Origin of the sequence: Solilutibacter pythonis (assembly GCF_003697345.1) — a bacterium.
In the GTDB taxonomy this organism is placed as follows: domain Bacteria; phylum Pseudomonadota; class Gammaproteobacteria; order Xanthomonadales; family Xanthomonadaceae; genus Solilutibacter; species Solilutibacter pythonis.
In genome coordinates this window covers 92,347-110,740 of record NZ_RFLY01000009.1, presented here as the reverse complement: position 1 = coordinate 110,740, position 18,394 = coordinate 92,347, and the positions used below count along the sequence as shown (strand labels likewise).

General features: G+C 66.6%; 17 protein-coding genes. 14 read left to right on the top strand and 3 right to left on the bottom strand.

Translation table 11 applies throughout. The features are described from left to right. Both EBB59_RS13810 and EBB59_RS08055 read left to right on the top strand, forming a co-directional pair. A partial coding sequence (locus EBB59_RS13810) for a hypothetical protein (protein WP_122101633.1) occupies positions 1-569 on the top strand: 569 nt, incomplete at its 5' end. Beyond that, positions 566-1,879 (top strand): XVIPCD domain-containing protein, encoded by a 1,314-nt coding sequence (locus tag EBB59_RS08055; protein WP_122101632.1) that lies wholly within the window; start codon positions 566-568, stop codon positions 1,877-1,879. The genes EBB59_RS13810 and EBB59_RS08055, both read left to right, overlap by 4 nt. A gap of 57 nt (positions 1,880-1,936) precedes the next feature. On the opposite strand, the gene EBB59_RS08050 is transcribed toward EBB59_RS08055, so the two are convergent. Next, the gene (locus EBB59_RS08050) at positions 1,937-2,821 is read right to left on the bottom strand and encodes a LysR family transcriptional regulator (RefSeq protein WP_122101631.1); all 885 of its coding nucleotides are present in this window, start codon (positions 2,819-2,821) and stop codon (positions 1,937-1,939) included. 123 nt (positions 2,822-2,944) lie between these two features. Between EBB59_RS08050 and ampC the strand changes: the two genes are divergently transcribed. From ampC to EBB59_RS07990, 12 genes are all read left to right on the top strand, one after another. Then, positions 2,945-4,123: a class C beta-lactamase gene (ampC, locus tag EBB59_RS08045; protein ID WP_122101630.1), complete on the top strand. Its 1,179-nt coding sequence runs from the start codon at positions 2,945-2,947 to the stop codon at positions 4,121-4,123. Between the two features lie 79 nt (positions 4,124-4,202). Then, positions 4,203-6,020 (top strand): DNA helicase RecQ, encoded by a 1,818-nt coding sequence (gene recQ, locus EBB59_RS08040; RefSeq protein WP_122101629.1) that lies wholly within the window; start codon positions 4,203-4,205, stop codon positions 6,018-6,020. A gap of 128 nt (positions 6,021-6,148) precedes the next feature. Further along, positions 6,149-6,472, top strand: coding sequence for a divalent-cation tolerance protein CutA (gene cutA, locus EBB59_RS08035; protein WP_122101628.1), 324 nt, complete (start codon positions 6,149-6,151; stop codon positions 6,470-6,472). A 33-nt stretch (positions 6,473-6,505) separates the two neighbouring features. Beyond that, on the top strand, positions 6,506-8,869 hold the full coding sequence (locus EBB59_RS08030; RefSeq protein WP_122101627.1) for a protein-disulfide reductase DsbD family protein: 2,364 nt from the start codon (positions 6,506-6,508) through the stop codon (positions 8,867-8,869). Positions 8,870-8,873: 4 nt separating this feature from the next. Beyond that, positions 8,874-9,473: a TlpA family protein disulfide reductase gene (locus tag EBB59_RS08025; protein WP_122101626.1), complete on the top strand. Its 600-nt coding sequence runs from the start codon at positions 8,874-8,876 to the stop codon at positions 9,471-9,473. Between the two features lie 211 nt (positions 9,474-9,684). Then, complete coding sequence (locus tag EBB59_RS08020; protein WP_122101625.1) at positions 9,685-10,626, top strand: hypothetical protein; 942 nt, start codon at positions 9,685-9,687, stop codon at positions 10,624-10,626. Between the two features lie 8 nt (positions 10,627-10,634). Then, on the top strand, positions 10,635-11,180 hold the full coding sequence (locus EBB59_RS08015) for a GTP-binding protein (RefSeq protein ID WP_122101624.1): 546 nt from the start codon (positions 10,635-10,637) through the stop codon (positions 11,178-11,180). Next, a complete protein-coding gene (locus EBB59_RS08010) occupies positions 11,170-11,610 on the top strand; it encodes a roadblock/LC7 domain-containing protein (RefSeq protein WP_122101623.1) in 441 nt (146 codons plus the stop codon). The genes EBB59_RS08015 and EBB59_RS08010 overlap by 11 nt, the downstream gene beginning before the upstream one ends. Before the next feature lie 82 nt (positions 11,611-11,692). After that, complete coding sequence (locus tag EBB59_RS08005) at positions 11,693-12,052, top strand: hypothetical protein (RefSeq protein ID WP_122101622.1); 360 nt, start codon at positions 11,693-11,695, stop codon at positions 12,050-12,052. Between the two features lie 484 nt (positions 12,053-12,536). Beyond that, positions 12,537-12,872 carry a hypothetical protein gene (locus tag EBB59_RS08000; RefSeq protein ID WP_122101621.1) on the top strand — a complete coding sequence of 112 codons (336 nt, stop codon included), beginning with the start codon at positions 12,537-12,539 and terminating at the stop codon, positions 12,870-12,872. A 32-nt stretch (positions 12,873-12,904) separates the two neighbouring features. Next, entirely contained in the window at positions 12,905-14,338 is a 1,434-nt protein-coding gene (locus tag EBB59_RS07995) for an Eco57I restriction-modification methylase domain-containing protein (RefSeq protein ID WP_122101620.1), read from the top strand. Beyond that, positions 14,335-15,273 (top strand): BsuBI/PstI family type II restriction endonuclease, encoded by a 939-nt coding sequence (locus tag EBB59_RS07990; RefSeq protein ID WP_122101619.1) that lies wholly within the window; start codon positions 14,335-14,337, stop codon positions 15,271-15,273. The genes EBB59_RS07995 and EBB59_RS07990 overlap by 4 nt, the downstream gene beginning before the upstream one ends. Before the next feature lie 377 nt (positions 15,274-15,650). On the opposite strand, the gene EBB59_RS07985 is transcribed toward EBB59_RS07990, so the two are convergent. Continuing rightward, positions 15,651-17,006, bottom strand: coding sequence for a M16 family metallopeptidase (locus EBB59_RS07985; RefSeq protein WP_158601749.1), 1,356 nt, complete (start codon positions 17,004-17,006; stop codon positions 15,651-15,653). Beyond that, complete coding sequence (locus tag EBB59_RS07980; protein ID WP_122101617.1) at positions 17,003-18,370, bottom strand: M16 family metallopeptidase; 1,368 nt, start codon at positions 18,368-18,370, stop codon at positions 17,003-17,005. The genes EBB59_RS07985 and EBB59_RS07980 overlap by 4 nt, the downstream gene beginning before the upstream one ends. Between the last annotated feature and the right edge of the window lie 24 nt (positions 18,371-18,394).

Sequence of the window (18,394 nt, the reverse complement as noted above, 5' to 3'; positions counted from 1 at the left end):
CCGCCCGCTATGGCGACGGCTTCCCGGTCATCAAACCCTTCGACCTGCCGAAAGCCGGCAGCAAGGTCACAGCGGATTTCGAGCTGCCCAACGCCATGGACGGAGATCATCTACGGCCGGTCTGGGTGGGGTTTCGGTTTAGCGTCATCAAGAAAAAGAGCAGCCCTGAAGAAGCTGCCACCTGGATGAAAATGGTGGATCATTTGGGTCAATCCCCCATTCCGATCCGTATCCGGCTTTGGCGTATCGAAGGGGGAGAGCGCATTCCGATCGTGCTTCACGAGATGCAGCAAACCATCCGGCCCAGCAAGGCATGGTACGAACCTCACCCCGACGAGGTGTTCACTAAGCATAACGGCGCTGGCATGGATACCAAGGAAATGATTGCAATCGGCAAGTTCGACTACCGCAATCGAGCCTACCGACCATTGGAAGTGGCAAGCATCTTCCCGCCCACACCCGGCCGTTACCATATCGAGATGGAGAGTCTGGAGGACCATCCCATCCTGGCGAATCTTCCTTTTGAAATGGTCGTCACGCACTATCACCTATGGGGAATCAAGCAATGAGCCACCGATTCGATGACTGGCATCCGCACAACCCGGCTAAAGAACAGCTCTATACCGTCACCATCTATCTGGCTGCCCCCGGCACCCCCATCAAACAGGGAGAGGAGGAAACCCGCTCCCGCGCCGGGCATATGTACTACATGATCAACGATGGGAAAACAGAGAAAGCTTATGGCTTCTCTCCAATAGAAAGCGGGGCCAGCGGCCCCGGCCATGTCGTGGAAAATGAGCATTTAAAATACCAGAACCCTGCCTACAGCCGTACTATCCAGATTACCGCCCAACAATACGAAAAATTCAAGGAATATGGCGAAACGGGCGCACGTGGCGACGAAACCTACTTCAACCTAGAATACGGCGGCCTGCGCAACAGTTGCATCGATTTCACCTGGGGCGCGCTCAACCATGCCGGGCTGCATACCACCCGGCAATCGCTCCTCAACCGCACCCCGAGACCAGTGACGGATTTCGAAGGCGACGTGAAGGTGCTGGACAACAAGGAACACCTCCAGCGCATTCCCGCCCCTTTCCCCGACAGCAAGCTCAACCAGGAAACCGAAAACCCGCTGCCGGAGCGCGACTGGCTGCAACGGCAGCTCACCGAGAACCAGCCCGACCCGTATCCGCCGGATTTCCGCGACCCGGCCCATCCCGGCCATCTGCCATTCGCCACCGCGTTGTCCGCCGTGCGGCGGATGGAGCGGGCCAACGGCATCGTGCCCGGCCCGCACAGTGAAAAACTGGCCGGCGCGCTGGCGGTGAAGGCCGCGCAGGAAGACATCGATTTGGGCAACGCCCAACTAAGCCTGGAGGGCAATGGCCAGCTCGGGCTGCTTGGGCACGACGGCAGACGCCATGCGCTGGACACCCAACAGGCCATTCGCGGCACCATGGAAGCGCACACCGCCGCCTGGAACCAGACGCAGGCCGGGTCCACAAACCCTTCCGGCCAGGCGCTCGCCAACCCGCTGCTGGCCCGGCTGCCGGTCAACGACCGTCTGCTTTTCGAGCGCATCCGGGACGACTCGCCCGCCGATATCGACGATGCCCGGGTCATGCAGGCGATGTATCAGGCCAAGCAGAACGGTATCCGCCAACCGGAGCAGCTCGACCAGATCGTGTTCTCCGGCGACAAGCTGCTGATCCTCGGCAACACGCCCGGCTACCGCGCCACGATCGACACGGCCGAGCAAGCGCCGGGCATGCAGGAAACGCTTGGGCGGAACGATGCACTGAACCGGCAACTGGCCCAGCAGCAGGACGCCGAGGCGCAATCGCGGCAGCAAGCCCATGCGATGCGGATGGGCTGAGAGTCGCCGCGCATCCTCGCCCATCAACGCCGCCCGCTTGGCGCCGCGGCGTGGGCTTCAGCCCGCGGTTGCGGTCGCTTGCGCCACCAGCCAATCACGGAACGCGGCCATCGCCGGGGTCTCGGCGCGCGATTGCAGCCGGGTCAACCAATAGCCGCCGCCATCGATGTGAATGTCGAAGGGTTGGCGGATTTCGTCGCGGGCCAGCATCGACGCGAACATCGCCACCGGGGCCAGCGCCACGCCCGCGCCCTGGCGGGCGGCTTCCATCATCGCCAACGAACTGTCGAACACGATGCCACGCCGGATCGGCGTGTCCGCCGGCAGCCCCGCCGCGTCGAACCAGCGCGGCCACTCCTCGCCGCGATAGGAGCGCAGCAGCCCTTCACGGACGACATCGCCCGGCCGACACAGACGTTCGGCCACCACCGGCGCGCACAGCGCTGAAAACGGCGCATCCATCAGCCTGACCGCCTCGGTACCGTGCCAAGCGCCGCCACCGAAACGAATGGCGAAATCCAGCCCCTCGGCGGCGATATCGACCCGGTTGTTGTGGGTGGACAGGCGCAGATCCACCCACGGATGCGCGGCCTCGAACACCGGCAGGCGCGGCAGCAGCCAGCCCACGGCGAACGTACCGACCGCGCCGACCATCAGCCCTTCGCGATAGTGGCCGGACTCGAAGCGTGCCAGCGCATCGGCGATGCGGTCGAACGCCTGGCGCATCGCCGGCAGCAGGGTTTCGCCCTCGCCAGTCAGCATCAGCCCGCGCGGCAGGCGCTTGAACAAGGCGAAACCGAGCCGCCGCTCCAACGCCTTGACCTGATGGCTCACCGCCGCCTGAGTCACGCACAGTTCGATGGCGGCCTTGGTGAAGCTCAGGTGGCGGGCGGAGGACTCGAAAGCGCGCAGGGCGTTCAAGGGCAGCAAGGGACGATCCATGGCCAACACACCCGCAATTTTTCTAATGGCGAAGCCGAAATATAGTCGTTTGCGGCGGGGCATGGCGCGGCCTAAATTGCGTTTTTCCGCTCGCCCGAGCGCCTGTCCGGAGCCAGAACCGCCATGTTCAAGCCGCTGTTTGCCCGACCCGCCATCGCCACCGCGTTCCTCGCCATCCCCATGCTTTGCAATGCCGCCAGCATGCCGCCGGCGCGCCCGTTGAGCGCCGTGGTGGAATCCGCCATCGGCCCGGCGATGGCCGAACACCGGATTCCCGGCATGGCCGTGGCCATCCATGCGCGCGGCCAGCGCCATTACTTCAACTATGGCGTAGCCTCCAGGAAAACCGGCAAGCCGGTGACGGCGAACACCCTGTTCGAGATCGGCTCGGTGAGCAAGGTCTATGGGGCGACGCTCGCCGGCTACGCCGAGGCCAGCGGCAAGCTCTCGCTCTCCGCGCCGGTCAGCCGGTACATCCCCGCGCTCGCCGGCAGCGCCTTCGACCGCATCAGCGTGTTGCAGGCCGGCACCTATGCGGCGGGCGGTCTCCCGCTGCAATTTCCCGACGGGGTGAAGGACGATGCCGGCGCGATGCAATGGCTACGCGGCTGGCAGCCCGAGTGGCGGCCCGGCACGCAGCGGATGTATTCCAACCCGAGCATCGCGCTTCTCGCGCTGGCCGCCGCGGGCGGTCTGCGACAACCCTGCGCGCGCGCCATCGAACGCACGCTGGCGCCGCAACTGAAACTTCGCCAGACCTGGGTGACGGTGCCGGCCGCCGAAATGCCGAATTACGCTCAGGGCTACGACGACCGCGACCGGCCGGTCCGCTTCTCCGGCACGCTGATGTGCGCGGGCGCCTGGGGCAGCCTGAAGACCTCCAGCACCGGCCTCATGGATTTTCTCGAAGCTCATCTCGACGCATCGAAACTCGCGCCCGAATGGCGGCGGGCCATCGACATCACCCAAACCGGCTGGTATCGCACGCCGCTCAACCAGCAAGGGCTGGGCTGGGAAATCTACCCGTGGCCGGTGGACGAAACGCGCTGGGCCGAGGGCAATTCCACCCGCATGAGCCGGCGGGCCAATCCGGTCGACCCGATCGCCCAGCCGGCGCGCGCCGGCCACGGCAACCTGCTCAACAAGACCGGCGGTACCGGCGGTTTTTCCTCGTACGTCCTGCTGCTGCCCGGACGGGACATCGCCATCGTGCTGCTGGCCAACAAAAGCGGCTGGCCCGCGAAAGACCGCATCCATACCGCCACCGCCATCCTCCGCGCGCTGGATGCGCCAACGGAATAAACCCGCGCGCCACGCCGCCCGATGCCACGCCGGGGCTTTCCCCGGCGCGGTCGCTTGACCCGCCCGGTATCCTCACCCGATGCCCAATGCCGCCACCGATCCCGCCCTGACCACCTTGCAAACCGTATTCGGCCACGCCGCGTTCCGGGGCCGGCAGGCGGAAATCGTCGATTGCATCGTCGATGGCGGCGATGCGCTGGTGTTGATGCCCACCGGCGGCGGCAAGTCGCTGTGTTACCAGATCCCCGCGCTCTTGCGGCCCGGCTGCGGCATCGTGGTCTCGCCGCTGATCGCGCTGATGCAGGACCAGGTCGAAGCGCTCAGACAGGCCGGCGTGGCGGCGGCCTATCTCAACTCCACGCTCGATGGCGAAAGCGCCGCGAAGGTCGAGCGGCAATGGCTCGATGGCGGCCTCGACCTGCTCTACGTCGCGCCGGAACGGCTGTTGAACCCGCGCTTCCTCTCCCTGCTCGAACGCGCCCGCATCGCCCTGTTCGCCATCGACGAAGCGCACTGCGTCTCGCAATGGGGCCACGATTTCCGCCCGGAATACCGCCAGCTCACCGTGCTGCACGAGCGCTGGCCCGAAGTGCCGCGCATCGCCCTGACCGCCACCGCCGACCCGCCCACCCAGCGCGAGATCGCCGAACGGCTGCAACTGGAAAGCGCCCAGCGCTTCGTCAGCAGCTTCGACCGCCCCAACATCCGCTACCGGGTGGCGCAGAAGGAAAACGCGAAAAAGCAGTTGCTGGATTTCCTGCGCGGCCACGCCGGCGAGGCCGGCATCGTCTACGCGATGTCACGGCGCAAGGTGGAGGACACCGCCGATTTCCTGCGCGAAAACGGCATCGAGGCGCTCGCCTACCACGCCGGCATGGACGCCGAGGCGCGCGCCAGCCACCAGCGCCGCTTCCTGCGCGAGGACGGCATCGTGATGGTGGCGACGATCGCCTTCGGCATGGGCATCGACAAACCGGACGTGCGTTTCGTCGCCCACCTCGACCTGCCCAAATCGCTGGAGGGCTACTACCAGGAAACCGGACGCGCCGGCCGCGACGGCGAACCGGCTGAAGCCTGGATGTGCCACGGCCTGGGCGATCTGGTGCAGCTCAGGCAGATGATCGAACAAGGCGAGGCCGACGAAACCCGCAAACGGCTGGAACACCGCAAACTGGACGCCCTGGTGGGCTATTGCGAATCCATGCGATGCCGGCGCCAGGTGCTGCTGGCGAATTTCGGCGAAACCTTTCCGGATACCTGCGGCAACTGCGACAACTGCCTGAGCCCGCCGGAAAGCTGGGACGCCACCGTGGCCGCGCAGAAAGCGCTTTCCTGCGTCTATCGCAGCGGCCAGCGCTTCGGCGCCGGCCAACTCATCGATATCCTGCGCGGCGCCGAGACCGAGCGCATCCGCCAATTCGGCCACGACCGGCTCTCGACCTACGGCATCGGCGCCGAGCTCGATGCCGGCACCTGGCGCGGCGTGTTCCGGCAACTGGTGGCCGGCGGCTGGCTGGGCGTGGATGCCGAAGGCTACGGCGGCCTGCGCCTCACGGCGAAAAGCGCGGAGATATTGAAGGAACGCAAACCCATCGTGCTGCGCAAGGAACCGCCCCGCAAACGCGAACGCGAGCGGCTCCCGCGCGGCGGCGGCCCGACCACGCCCCTGACGCCCGGGCAGCAGCCGCACTTCGAAGCCCTGCGCGAACTACGCACCCGCCTGGCCCGCGAGCAAGGCGTCCCGCCCTACGTCATCTTCCACGACAAGACATTGCGCGAAATCGCCACGCGACAACCGCCCACACTGGCCGCGCTGGCCGAGATCGGCGGCATCGGCGCGAGCAAACTGGAGCGCTATGGCGAAGCCGTGCTGGCGGCATTGCGGGAAACGGAATAAGCCCGCTCCATCGCGGCACGACGCCGGCAGCCGCCACGCACGCGCCCATCGCCAACGGACATGAAACGCGCGCCGCCGGCGACTCCGGCGGCAAGCCCCGTGGCCACGACCCGTTACCCTATACGCCCATGTCCGTGCTGATCTGCCTCAACACCTGCCCCGACCGCGCCAGCGCCGAGCGCATCGCCACCGCACTGGTCGAGGAGCGCCTTGCCGCCTGCGTCAACCTGGTGCCGGGGCTGCTGTCCACCTACCGCTGGCAGGGCAAGATCGCGCGCGACGACGAACTGCTACTGATCGTCAAGACCACCGCCGAGCGGCTGGACGCCCTGCGCACGCGGCTGGTCGAACTGCATCCCCACGAACTTCCCGAACTTCTCGCTGTCGAAGCCAGCGACGGCCTAGCCGCCTATCTCGACTGGGTGCGCGCCGAAACCCGCCCCGCGTCATGACACCCGCGGCCAGCACTTAAGGAATCCCGATTCATGCCCTTGTTCATCCGTGGCTTCGCCGCGCTTCTCCTCGCTTTCGTCTGTCCATCCGCCCTGCCCCAGGCGATGGACCCGGGCGATCTCCCCCCCGTCGATTCGGTGTTCAAACCGCACGCCGAGGCGACGACGCGCGAGCGCATCGACGTGCGCTGGCGGATCGCGCCGGGTTACTACCTCTACCGCCACCGCACCCAGGTGACGCCGCTCGGCGGCTTCGAAGCGGGCGAACTGCAAATCTCCGACGGCAAGAAACACCACGACGAATTCTTCGGCGATGTCGAAACCTATCGCGGTGAATTGAAAGTCGCGCTACCGGGCAAGGCGCAATCCGATACCGTCGCCTTGCGCATCAAGTACCAAGGCTGCGCCGACATCGGCGTCTGCTATCCGCCGCAGACCCGCACCGTGACCGTGCGTCTGCCCGGCGGCGAGACGCAGCGCGATGCCGGATTCGCCGCGCTCGGCGCCAAACTCGGCGGCGGCACGCCGCCGGGCGGCTCGATCGTCCCCGGCCAGAACGCGATGCCGCTCCCGCCCGCCCGGGCATTCAAGGTCGAGGCCATCGCCGATGGCGGCAACCGCCTGCTGCTGCGGGTCGCGCCGGCGCGCGGCTACTACCTCTACCGCGACAAGCTGACGCTGCGGCTGGAAGGCGCCACCGGCATCGCGCTTGGCGAGCCGCGATTCCCGCCCGCGCGCGACCACCGCGACGAACACTTCGGCGCGGTCAAAGTGTATTTCGACGAAACCGACATCCCCGTGCCGCTCGCCCGCGACGGAGCCGGCGCGAAACCCCAGACGGTGACGCTCCACGCCAGTTGGCAGGGCTGCCAGGACAACGGCATCTGCTACGAGCCGATGAAGAAATCCTTCCGCCTCGCATTGCCGGCGATGGAAGCGACGACCCGCGCCGCGGCCGTCGCCACCGACGAGGCACGGCCGGGCAAGGTGGAAGCCGCGGCGGCCGCGCCACCGGGCGGTGAAGCCGCCCCGGCAACACCGCCATCCACACGCGGGAGCGATGACGCCGCACCAACGCCGCCCCCCGGCAGCGACGGCGCGAACGACGACACGAACGCCACGCCCGCCGCCAGCGCGACGGGCGGCCAACGCCGCGCCATCGGCCTGGCCGCCGCGTTGCTGTTCGCCTTGATCGGCGGACTGATCCTCAACCTGATGCCCTGCGTCCTGCCGGTGCTCTCGCTGAAGGCCCTGGCCCTGGCGCAAAGCGGCGAGAACCGCGCCACCGCCCGCCGCCACGCCCTCTGGTACACGCTGGGCGTGCTGGCCGCGTTCGCGGTGCTTGGCGGCGTCGTGCTGGCGCTGCGCAGCCGCCTCCTCGCCCAGGGCATGGGCTGGGGCTTCCAGTTGCAACTGCCGTGGCTGGTGGCGGCGCTGGCGCTGGTGGTGTTCGCCTTCGGGCTGTCGCTCTCGGGGCTGTGGCATGCCCAGGTTGCCGCGCCGCAAGCCGGGCTGGCGCTGGCCGGCAAGTCCGGCCGCCGTGGCGATTTCTTCACCGGCGTGCTGGCGGTGGTGCTGGCCACGCCCTGCACCGCGCCGTTCATGGGCGGCGCGCTGGCGTATGCCTTCGTCGCGCCGGCACCGGCGGCGATGGGCGTCTTCCTGATGCTGGGACTGGGGCTGGCGCTGCCGTTCCTGCTGATCGGCTTCGTGCCCGCGCTGGCCCGCTTCCTGCCGAAGCCCGGCGCGTGGATGGAGACGATGAAACAACTCCTCGCCTTCCCGATGTACGCCACCGCCGCCTGGCTGGTGTGGGTACTCGCGCAGCAGCGCGGCGCAGACGCCTTCGGGCTGTGGGCGCTCGCCGCGATCCTGCTGGCGATGGCGCTGTGGGCGTGGACGCACGCGCGCCGCGACGGCAAACGCTGGGCGCTGGGGCTGGCCGTGCTGGCGCTGGGCGGGTCGATATACGCCATCCATGCCATCGGCCAACTGGCGCGGCCGGCAAGCGCGCCGGCCACCGCCGCCGATAGCACGCCAGGCCGCGCCGACGCCCACGCGGCCTATTCGGCAGCACGGCTCGCCCAGTTGCGTGCCGAAGGCCGCCCGGTGTTCGTCAACATCACCGCCGACTGGTGCGTGACCTGCAAGGCCAACGAACGCGCGGTGTTCGCCCGCCAGGGCTTCCGCGAAGCGCTGGCCGAGACCGGCACGGTCTACATGGTCGGCGACCACACCGATGTCGACCCGGCCATCTCCGCCTTCCTGCAACAGCATGGCGCGGTCGGCCTGCCGCTGTACGTGTCGTATCCGAAAAATGGCGGTGCGCCGCGCGTCCTGCCCACCCTCCTGACCCCGGCGATCGTCCACGAAGCGCTGCGGGAAGCCGCGCGCTGAACGCATGAAACGCGAGGCGAAGCAATTGCTGCTGATCGCATCGGCCGCCGCGCTGGCCGGCGCGGTGGCGGCATTCGTCATCCACGGCCCCGGCCCGATCTGGCGCACGGAACTCGGCCAACGCGCCTTGAACGCGGCGATCCAGCCCGAGGCTCCGGCGGGGCAAGCCATCGCGCGCCGTGGCGAGCGCCTGCCACCGGTGCCGGTACGGACGCTGGCCGGCGAGCTCGCGCCGCTACCGCTGCCGCCCAACCGCCCCGCGCTGATCAACCTCTGGGCGACCTGGTGCGGCCCCTGCGTCAGAGAGATGCCGGAACTGGCCGCGTTCGCCGGCGCGCAGGGCGCCGATGGCGTGCAGGTGATCGGCGTGGCGCTGGACGACGCCGAGGCCGTGCGCCAATGGCTGCACCGCCAGCCATCGCCGTATCCACATTACCGCGACGACGCCGGCCCGCGCGATGCCGGTGTGGTGCTGGGCAATCCCGCCGGCGTGCTACCCTACAGCGTGCTGCTGGATGCCGATGGCCGCGTGCTCAAACAACGCGTGGGACCATTCGACTCGGCGCGGGAAATTTCGGCATGGTCGTCCGAAGTCAAGATGTGACGAGATTCCCTTTTCTGATTATATTTATATAAGGGAACCCCAGCTTTCCGCCATGCACCGCAATCGCGGTGTGACGTGGAGCGCCTCTTTCGCTCCGACGCCGGCAAGGCGCTTTCTCTGCAAGCAACCCATTCCAACCTCGCTCCGGCGGGTCAACCATCCCCTGGCCCTTCCAATGTCCACTTCGCCCCGGCTCCGCTCCCGACCTCCCATGCGCCTGGCCATCGGTCAATTGCCGGCGCTGGAGCAGAGCCACGTGCAGATCGCCATGCGGGTCATTTCCCCGCGCCTGCCCATTCCCTGCCAGGTCGTAATGGAGGCGGCCGCCGAACTGACCCTGGCCCCCGATCCCGCGGGCGATGCATTGATCCTGTCGAAAGGCCCGGACCGGCTTTCGCTCGAACGGCCGATCCGCATCGTCCCGCTGTCGGACGCGCTTTCCGAACTGATCAACCGCTCGCTGGCCGAACACGACGCCGCGCCCACGGCTAGCGCCGGGCCTGGCGCGAGTACGCGCCCCGCCGCCGGCAAGTCCCTTCTCGCCGTACTGCTCGAAGGCGCCCTGCCCGGGCCTTCGCGGGTCCGGCTGGTCAACGGCGAGGAATTCCTCATCGACGCGCGCCACCACAGCGCCTATCACCGGCTCGATCCCGCCGGCTTCATCCAGAGGGCGCAGGCGGCGAAAGTGGCTGAAGCCACCCCGCTCGACCCCGCCGAATTCACCCGGCTCACCACCCGGGAAGACGCCCCGCAGCCGATACAGGTCGAGCAACTGTGCTGGGCGCAACACGCCACGCCCGATGCCGCCGCGCTGCTGGAGCGCTGGCATGACGACCCGCAGGCGCTCGTGCAGCTCGAAACCTGGCCCAACCTCTCGCGCCAGAGCGATGCGCTGGCGTGGCTGCGCGTATTGGCCCGTCTCTCTCCCCGCGCCATGTCCCTGACCGCGCTGAAACAGGCCGCGGAGACGGAAGGCATTTCCCCGGCGCGCGCGCGCTTCGGCCTGTCGCTGCTGTTCGCCTTCGGCCACGCCCGCATCGTGATGTCGCCCATCGAACCCATCCCCATCCCGGCCCAGCCGGTAACGCCCCCGCAACCTTCCCCCAGTCTGCTGGGCCGGCTTCGCGCCCGCCTCCGCACCCTCGCCAACTAATTCCATCCATGTCCGATGTCCTCAAGATCATCTTCGTCGGCCCTCCAGGGGCCGGCAAATCCACCGCCATCCGCGCGATCAGCGACCATCCGCCGGTCAGCACCGACGTTCCCGCCTCCGATGAAAGCCGCTTGACCACGGTCGCGCTGGACTTCGGCGAAATGGCCCTGGACGACGGCGAAGTGCTGCGCCTCTACGGCGTTCCCGGGCAGGGCCGGTTCGAGTTCATCTGGCCGATCATCTCCGAGGGCGCCATCGGCGCGCTGTTCTTCATCGATGCGCGCCACCCCACCCCGCTCGACGTGCTGGATGGCTATCTGGAGAGCTTTGCGGATACCATCCGCCAAGTCACCAGCCTGCTGGTGATCACTCACGGCGACCACGCGGCACACGGATTCGACAGTCTCAAGCTGATCCGCCACATCCGCAGCAAGGGGCTCGAAATGAACATCACGCAAATTGATCCCCGTCAACGCACGGACGTGCTGTTCGCACTCAACATGCTGCTGGAATCCCTGCCCAACACCGCCACCGGAGCACGCGATGCAGCTTGATACCGAAGTCGACAGTCGTCGCTGGGACAAGTTCTTCCCCACCGACCAGCAAGGCCCCTGCATCGAGCGCATGCGCGATACCGTGGCCGGCATGCCCGGCGCCTACTGCATGGTGCTCTCGAGCCTGGACGGCATGCAGTTGGCCCGCGTGATCAACCGCGAGATCAATACCTCGCGCTTGGCGGCCATCACCGGCTCGCTGTGCGGACTTGGCGAAACGCTCGCCAAGGAATTGGGCCAGGCCGAGTTCCGCGACGTGATGATATCCACCAATACCGGAATCGCCGTGGTGCAGCGCGTGCCACCGCCGGGCGACCGCATGGTGCTGCTCATCGCCGCCAACCACGAGTCCAATGTCGGTATCGTATCGGCGCAATCGCGCTGGTGCGCGCAGGCGCTGGGTCAGGCGGCTTTCCGCCCGGTCGACTGAGTTTTTCGGAGACGACGGGAACGGCACCGTTCCGACGTTTCTTCTTCACTCCGGTGCCACCCATCATCCAAAAGGTTTCCCAATGGCCAACATCCAAGATTCTCTCGCCAACATCATGACCATCGATGGCTGCATCGCCGCCGCCCTGGTCGATTACAACAGCGGCCTCGTGCTCGGCAAGACCGGCTCGGGCATCGACCTCGACCTGGCCGGCGCGGGCAACACCGAGGTGGTGCGCTCCAAGATGAAAACGATGAAATCGCTGAATCTCAAGGAAAACATCGAAGACATCCTGATCACCCTCGGCAGCCAGTACCACATCATCCGCCCGCTCAAGAGCCGCGAGGGCCTGTTCGTGTACGCCGTGCTGCTGAAAGAACGTGCCAACCTGGCCCTGGCCCGCCTGAAGACCGCCGATGTCGAAAAGGACTTGGTCGTCTGACCCGATCCCCCCAAGGATATTGGTCGCGGCCCGCAACTCGTTTGCGGGCTTTTTCATTGGGGTATCCGGAGTCTGGCGCGAGTCCTGGATTCCAGGGCTTCTGTCTCGATGGCGAGCGTCGAGCCACCTCCCGTTTGCTGGCCCACATTCGCCAAGATGAACTTCACCAAGACCTTTGCCGTGCCAGCCCGTGAAGTTGCCCTTGACGGGAAGACGATCCGCCACGTTTCAGGCTAAAGGAAGAGCAACTCCCGCGACCGAAACGACGGCATGATCCGAGGTACGAGGATATGGCGCGGGTCCTGAAGTGGTTCCGCCGATTTCCCGGGTTGGGTGGAGACTCGCGCGCTCAAAGAGCGCTTCTGTCGACCCGACCCGGCATCAAGAGACCCGGCCGCGACTGGGACGGCTTGCACGAGAAGGCAGACCAGCATCTCAGCCAAGTCGGCACCTGTACTCCAGAACCTCTCCACCGTTGTGCACAATGGGCACGACGAAACTCTTCGCTCACTTCGATCGACCCATCATCAATGCCTATACTGAATCCGTCAGCCACCCGGCCAAGGACATGAACCGCATGGGCAGGGACTACAGCTTCGAGATGAAGCTGCTCTACGACGCCAAAGCGCGCAAGGACGACCCGGTGATTGAAGCCGTGGAAGTGGATGACGAACAGCCATCGCCACACGTCGAGTTCCAACGCATGACGATGATCCCGATGCACCAATGGGAGCTCAGGCGCATGGTCGAACACGCGTCCGGCCTCTCCACGTGTCGTCGACTGCCGGAGGAGGGGCACTTCGGCTCCCGGTCGGTTTGACGCCGTATCCGTTCGCAGGACCCCATACCCATATGCTTCAGGTTGCCGAAAGCCGCCGAAACGACATCCATGCAGCGATCCCGCGTGACCGCAAGGCCATGCTGGGACAGTTCATGACCCCGGACAGTATCGCGGGTTTCATGGTGTCCCTGTTTCCAGACGCGCCAGGCCCGCGCCGGTTGCTGGACGCGGGCGCGGGCCTGGGCGCGCTGAGCCGCGCCGTCCTCGATCGTTGGCGGGACCCGACGGCGACGGTGGAGGCTTACGAGATCGACAGCCGCCTTCGTGGGCGCCTGAGCGCGACCCTGGCCGGCTACCCAGCCAGGAGCGTCATTCACGCCAGGGACTTCCTGGGCCACGCCGCACAGCGAATCGCCGCGGGCGAGGCGCCGTTCACGCATGCCATCCTCAACCCGCCCTACAAGAAAATCGCCACCACCTCCGAAGCCAGGGCTGCCGCCAGCCGCGCCGGCCTGGAAACGGTGAACCTCTATTCGGCATTCGTGGGTTTGGCGCTGGCGCTGCTGCGTCCGGGCGGGCAGTTGGTGGCGATCATGCCGCGCAGCTTCGCCAACGGCCCCTATTACAAGCCCTTCCGGAAGTGGATACGCGCACATGGCGCGATCCGCCACCTTCATCTTTTCGGCAGCCGCGACAGCGCCTTCCGCGATGACGGGGTGCTGCAGGAAAACATCATCCTGCGCATTGAGCGCGGGGGCGAGGAAGGCCCGGTCCAGGTATCGCACTCGAGCGACGAGCGCTTCACCGACCTGAGCCGGGAGACGACGCCGTACTCGGCCATCTTCCGCCCGGGCGACCGCGAGCTGTTTCTCCACGTGCCCGACGGCACTGCCGACCCGCTGGACACGCCACGGGTGGCATCGTCCCTCACCGACTTGGGCGTGGCCGTTTCCACAGGGCCGGTAGTGGACTTCCGTATGCGCGAGAACCTACGTCAAATGCCCTCGCACGGCGACGCGCCCTTGATCTATCCGCACCACCTGTCCGGGGCCTCCCTCGCATGGCCTGCCGAGGGAAGCAAGAAAGCCAACGCCATCGCGGACAATGAACGCACCGCACGCTGGCTGTTCCCGGCCGGCACTTACGTTTTGACCCGCCGTTTCTCGGCCAAGGAAGAACGCCGCCGGGTGGTGGCCTACCTCCTGCCCGGCGAGGCGCTTCCCGGCTCTCGCGTGGGTTTCGAGAACCACATGAACGTCTTCCACGCGAGCAAGCGGGGCCTACCCGAGGCGTTGGCGTGGGGCCTGTATGCCTGGCTCAACTCGACGGCGCTGGACCAGCACCTGCGCCGCTTCTCCGGCCATACCCAGATCAATGCGACCGACCTGCGCAACATGCGCTACCCCGATCGCGCCACGCTGGAAGCATTGGGCGAGAAGGCGAAGAAACTGTACGACCTGGACCAGGACGCGATCGATCGACTCGTGGGGGAGTTATTGGGATGAGGCGGCGGATAGATCAAGCCAAGTGCATTCTGGCCTTGCTCAACATGCCGCGGGCGCAACGGAACGACCGCACCGCATACATCCTGCTGGCGTTGTCGAACCTGCGCCCCAACGCGCCATGGGCGAACGCGGACGGGGCAGACCGCTGGCGCACGGTAGACATCATGCAATGGTTGCGCGATCACTACGACAAGGATTACGCGCCGAACTCGCGCGAAACCCTGCGCCGCTTCTCGCTCCACCCAATGATCGAGGCCGGCCTGGTGCTGTACAACCCGGACGATCCGGCCAGGCCCGTCAACAGTCCCGACAACTGCTATCAAATTTCACCGGAGGCGCTGGCCTTGGTACGCCAGTTCGGCAGCAAGGACTGGAACGCCGCCCTAACCGCGTTCTTGAAGGTTCAGCCGGGTCTTGCCGCGAAGTACGGCAAAGCCCGCGACCTGGCCCAGGTGCCGGTTGCGATCCCTGGTGGACAGTTAGCACTGTCGCCCGGCGCGCATAGCGAACTCATCCGCGACATCATCGAGCGGTTCGCGCCCAGGTTCGTGCGCGGCGCCATCTTGCTTTACGTGGGCGACACGGGCGACAAACATGGCTACTTCGACCGCGACGCCCTGGCCGCGCTGGGCGTCGTCGTGGACGATCACGGCAAGCTGCCCGATGTGGTCCTCCACGATGTGGGCCGGAACTGGTTGATCCTGGCCGAGGCCGCATCTTCGCACGGCCCGGTGGATGCCAAGCGCCACGGCGAGCTTGCCAGGCTGTTCGCGAACAGCACCGCGGGCCTCGTCTATGTCTCCGCCTTCCCGAGCCGCGCGATCATGCGCAAATACCTCGCGGACATTGCCTGGGAAACGGAAGCATGGGCTGCTGACGAACCAGACCATCTGACCCATTTCGACGGCGAGCGCTTCCTGGGGCCTTACGCCTGAATCAGTGACCATGGCCCCGCGAGGGTTGACCCGGCGGCTCCCGCGGGGATGCGCCTCAACCCAGGGTCAAAAGTGGAACAGGGAAGATAGTCCAATTCGCACATCCACACATGGGACCCGGCGCTCCCTCTGGCGGGGGCGTCCCTCGCGCGCTAAAAAACCCCGGTTCCCTTTTATTTCCCGTATCGGTGACGGGAAAAGCGCCGCGCCTTGCCGGGGCGTGACGCGGATATGCGGCCTGTTCGCCCGCCGCGCTCACGGGCGCGGTGGCGGCAAACCGATCTTGCCGCCTTGGCGGCGCGCGGCGTCGGTCACGCCGGTACAGGCCACGGGGAGGCATTCGAACCCCCGGCCGTCCAGCGTGCCGCCGCGACGCTTCAATGCTTGGGATCGGCGAGCGTGCCCGCCTTCACCAGCACCATCTTCTTCGGGTCGATGTGTTTGCGGATGGCGGCGTTGACCTGCGCCAGCGTGAGGGCGCGAATCCGTTCCGGGTACGCATCCATCCAGTCCAGCGGCTGCCCCCGGCGGATCGTCTGCGCCAGCATGAAGGCCATGCCACGGGTGGTCGCCAGGCTGTTCTGATAGCCGCCGACCATGCTGGATTTACGGGCGGAAAGCTCCTCGGCGGTGATGCCGTCCTTCCACCAGCGTTCGAGTTCGCGGCGGGTGCTGGAAACGCCCCGGTCGAGCAACGCCGGGGCGAACGTCGCATCGATGGCGAACAGCCCGTCCGCCAGGTCGTCGCCGTAGTGGCCGGCGTCGATTCCGTAGGTCAAGCCTTCCTTCACCCGCACCGCGCTCATCAAGCGCCCGGTGATGCCGGTGCCGAGCACATTGATTCCCATCGCCAGTGGCAGATAGTCCGGGTCGGCCTGGCTGAGGCCGGTGGCCTGGCCCAGGACGGTCGTGGCACTGGCCTTGTCGGCCATCGCGATCGGAATGTCGTACACGGAGGGGGTCTTGGCCGAGGCGCTCGTGCGGACGAAATCGTGGCCACCGCCCCAGCCCGCGAACGCGCGCTCGACCATGGCCGAGGCCGATTTCAAATCGATGTCGCCAGCGAACACGATCGACATGTGCCGGCCGCCGTAGTTGGCGCGATGGAACGCCTTGACCTCATCGACCGTGGCGCTGGCGAGCGCTTGCAGCATGCGCTCGCTCGCCACTGGCGCGTTCGGGTGGTCGGGCGAAAAGACGGCCGACGACAGCGCATCGAACGCGCGCGCGCCGGTGCTTTCCCGCTTTTCCTTTTCGGCCGCCTGCATCCGCGCCCGGGCCCGGGCGAACTCCTCGGGCGAGAACGCCGGTTCGCGCAGTTCTTCGGCAACGACACCGACCACCACATCGAGGTCTTTCCTGAGCGCGCGCGCGCTGAAACCCAGATAGCGCGCCTGGGGTTGCCAGTTCACGCTGGCGCCGCGGGCAGTCAGCAGGCTGGAGATCGTTTCCTTATCGCGCTTGCGTGTGCCCGCTTCCAGCAGCATGGCGGTGAGCATGGGCACGGCGGGATTCGCCGCCTTGGCCGCCGCCTGCGCATCGCCGAGGGGCATCGTGCCGACCACGGAAACGACGTCCTTCACGGGCATCGGGTAGACGATGACGTCGATGCCTGCCACCGATGTCCGCTGCACTCTTTCGGCCATGCCAGCGGCTTGCGCGGCGCAGGCCGCGACCAGCAGGGCGGCCGCGAAAAGACCACGGGCGAGGGGGGAACTACGAAAGAGGTTCATCGGCTTTTCTCCTCGGGCACGAACCATCCGGTGGTGCTTTGGTCTTCAACGAGATATCGGGCGGCAACGCGTCGCACGTCGGCGGGCGTGACCTTCTCCAGCGCTTCGGGAAAGGTCACGAACAGGCTCCAGTCGCCCTGGGCGATGGCTTCGTTCAGCCCCATCACGGCTGCCCCGGTGCCATCGCGCTGGTAGGCCAGGCTGGCGCGGTATGGCCCCAGGACGGCGCGGATTTCATCAGCGGTGACGCCCTCTCGGCGCACCCGCGCGATCTCCTCCAGCAGGATGCGTTCGACTTCCGCGTGCCTGGCATCCGGCGTCATCGCCACGGTGATGTCGAAAATGCCGGGATCGTGGAAAAGCGCCGGCCCGGCCGATACGTCCACCGCCAGCGAGCGATCGACGAGCGCGCGATACAGGCGGCTGGTCTTGTCCTGACTCAGCACCAGTCCCAGCACGCTGAGCGCCGCCGCGTCGGGGTCGCGCGCGGAAACGCCGCGATAGGCGATTTCCACCACACCGCTGGCGCCGGCCCGCCGCAACTCGGTGCGACGCGGCCCTTCCTGCTTCGGCTCGGTCGTGTAGACCTGGGGAATCGGCGCGGGCGAGCGCGGGATCGCGCCGTAGTATTTCTTCACCCATTGCAGCGCCCGCCGCGTATCGATGTTGCCGACCAACGTGATGGTCGCGTTGTTCGGCCAGTAGAAGGTGTCGTAGAACTCCCGCAATTTGGACATCGGTACGTTCTCGATGTCGCTGCGCCAGCCGATGGTCGAATGGTGATACGGATGCGCCTGGAACACCGTGGCGTAGATCTGCTTGCCGAGGGCGCGCGCCGGTTCGTTTTCGTCCCGTTCGAATTCGTTGCGCACCACCGTCATCTCGTCCTTGAGCATCTTTTCGTCGAGCAGCAGGTTGCGCATGCGGTCCGCCTCGATGGCGATGTAGTCCTCCAGCGCATCGAGCCCGAGCGTGGCGTAGTAGTTGGTGCGGTCGAGGTAGGTCGTGGCGTTGAAGTTCGCCCCGGCCCGCTCGAGGTAGGCATTGCCGCCGTTGCCCTTGGCGTCGTTGAAATGCTTGCTGCCCTTGAACATCAGGTGTTCGAGCAGATGGGTGCTGCCGGTGCTGCCGGTCACTTCGTTGCGCGAGCCCACCAGGTAAGTCACCTGGAAACTGACCACGGGCACGGCGGGGTTGGGCATCACGAGCACGGTGAGGCCGTTCGCGTCCAGGCGATATTCGTCGATGCCGCCCATCGATTTGACGTGGGTGTAGCCCTCCACGCCGACGGGTTCGGCCGCCGTCGCACAACAGGCGGACGATACGAAGATCGCGCACAGGAAAAGGGTATGCAATCGCTTCATTGGAACGTTCTCTCGTCAAGTGCG

Excerpts from the sequence above, each read along its gene's own strand:
- EBB59_RS08055 (WP_122101632.1), top strand. The coding sequence starts at position 566 with ATGAGCCACCGATTCGATGACTGGCATCCGCACAACCCGGCTAAAGAA.
- ampC (WP_122101630.1), top strand. The coding sequence starts at position 2,945 with ATGTTCAAGCCGCTGTTTGCCCGACCCGCCATCGCCACCGCGTTCCTC.
- recQ (WP_122101629.1), top strand. The coding sequence starts at position 4,203 with ATGCCCAATGCCGCCACCGATCCCGCCCTGACCACCTTGCAAACCGTA.
- EBB59_RS07995 (WP_122101620.1), top strand. The coding sequence starts at position 12,905 with ATGCTTCAGGTTGCCGAAAGCCGCCGAAACGACATCCATGCAGCGATC.
- EBB59_RS08005 (WP_122101622.1), top strand. The coding sequence starts at position 11,693 with ATGGCCAACATCCAAGATTCTCTCGCCAACATCATGACCATCGATGGC.
- EBB59_RS07990 (WP_122101619.1), top strand. The coding sequence starts at position 14,335 with ATGAGGCGGCGGATAGATCAAGCCAAGTGCATTCTGGCCTTGCTCAAC.
- EBB59_RS08020 (WP_122101625.1), top strand. The coding sequence starts at position 9,685 with ATGCGCCTGGCCATCGGTCAATTGCCGGCGCTGGAGCAGAGCCACGTG.
- EBB59_RS08025 (WP_122101626.1), top strand. The coding sequence starts at position 8,874 with ATGAAACGCGAGGCGAAGCAATTGCTGCTGATCGCATCGGCCGCCGCG.
- cutA (WP_122101628.1), top strand. The coding sequence starts at position 6,149 with ATGTCCGTGCTGATCTGCCTCAACACCTGCCCCGACCGCGCCAGCGCC.
- EBB59_RS08015 (WP_122101624.1), top strand. The coding sequence starts at position 10,635 with ATGTCCGATGTCCTCAAGATCATCTTCGTCGGCCCTCCAGGGGCCGGC.
- EBB59_RS07985 (WP_158601749.1), bottom strand. The coding sequence starts at position 17,006 with ATGAACCTCTTTCGTAGTTCCCCCCTCGCCCGTGGTCTTTTCGCGGCC.
- EBB59_RS08010 (WP_122101623.1), top strand. The coding sequence starts at position 11,170 with ATGCAGCTTGATACCGAAGTCGACAGTCGTCGCTGGGACAAGTTCTTC.
- EBB59_RS08030 (WP_122101627.1), top strand. The coding sequence starts at position 6,506 with ATGCCCTTGTTCATCCGTGGCTTCGCCGCGCTTCTCCTCGCTTTCGTC.
- EBB59_RS07980 (WP_122101617.1), bottom strand. The coding sequence starts at position 18,370 with ATGAAGCGATTGCATACCCTTTTCCTGTGCGCGATCTTCGTATCGTCC.
- EBB59_RS08050 (WP_122101631.1), bottom strand. The coding sequence starts at position 2,821 with ATGGATCGTCCCTTGCTGCCCTTGAACGCCCTGCGCGCTTTCGAGTCC.
- EBB59_RS08000 (WP_122101621.1), top strand. The coding sequence starts at position 12,537 with ATGGGCACGACGAAACTCTTCGCTCACTTCGATCGACCCATCATCAAT.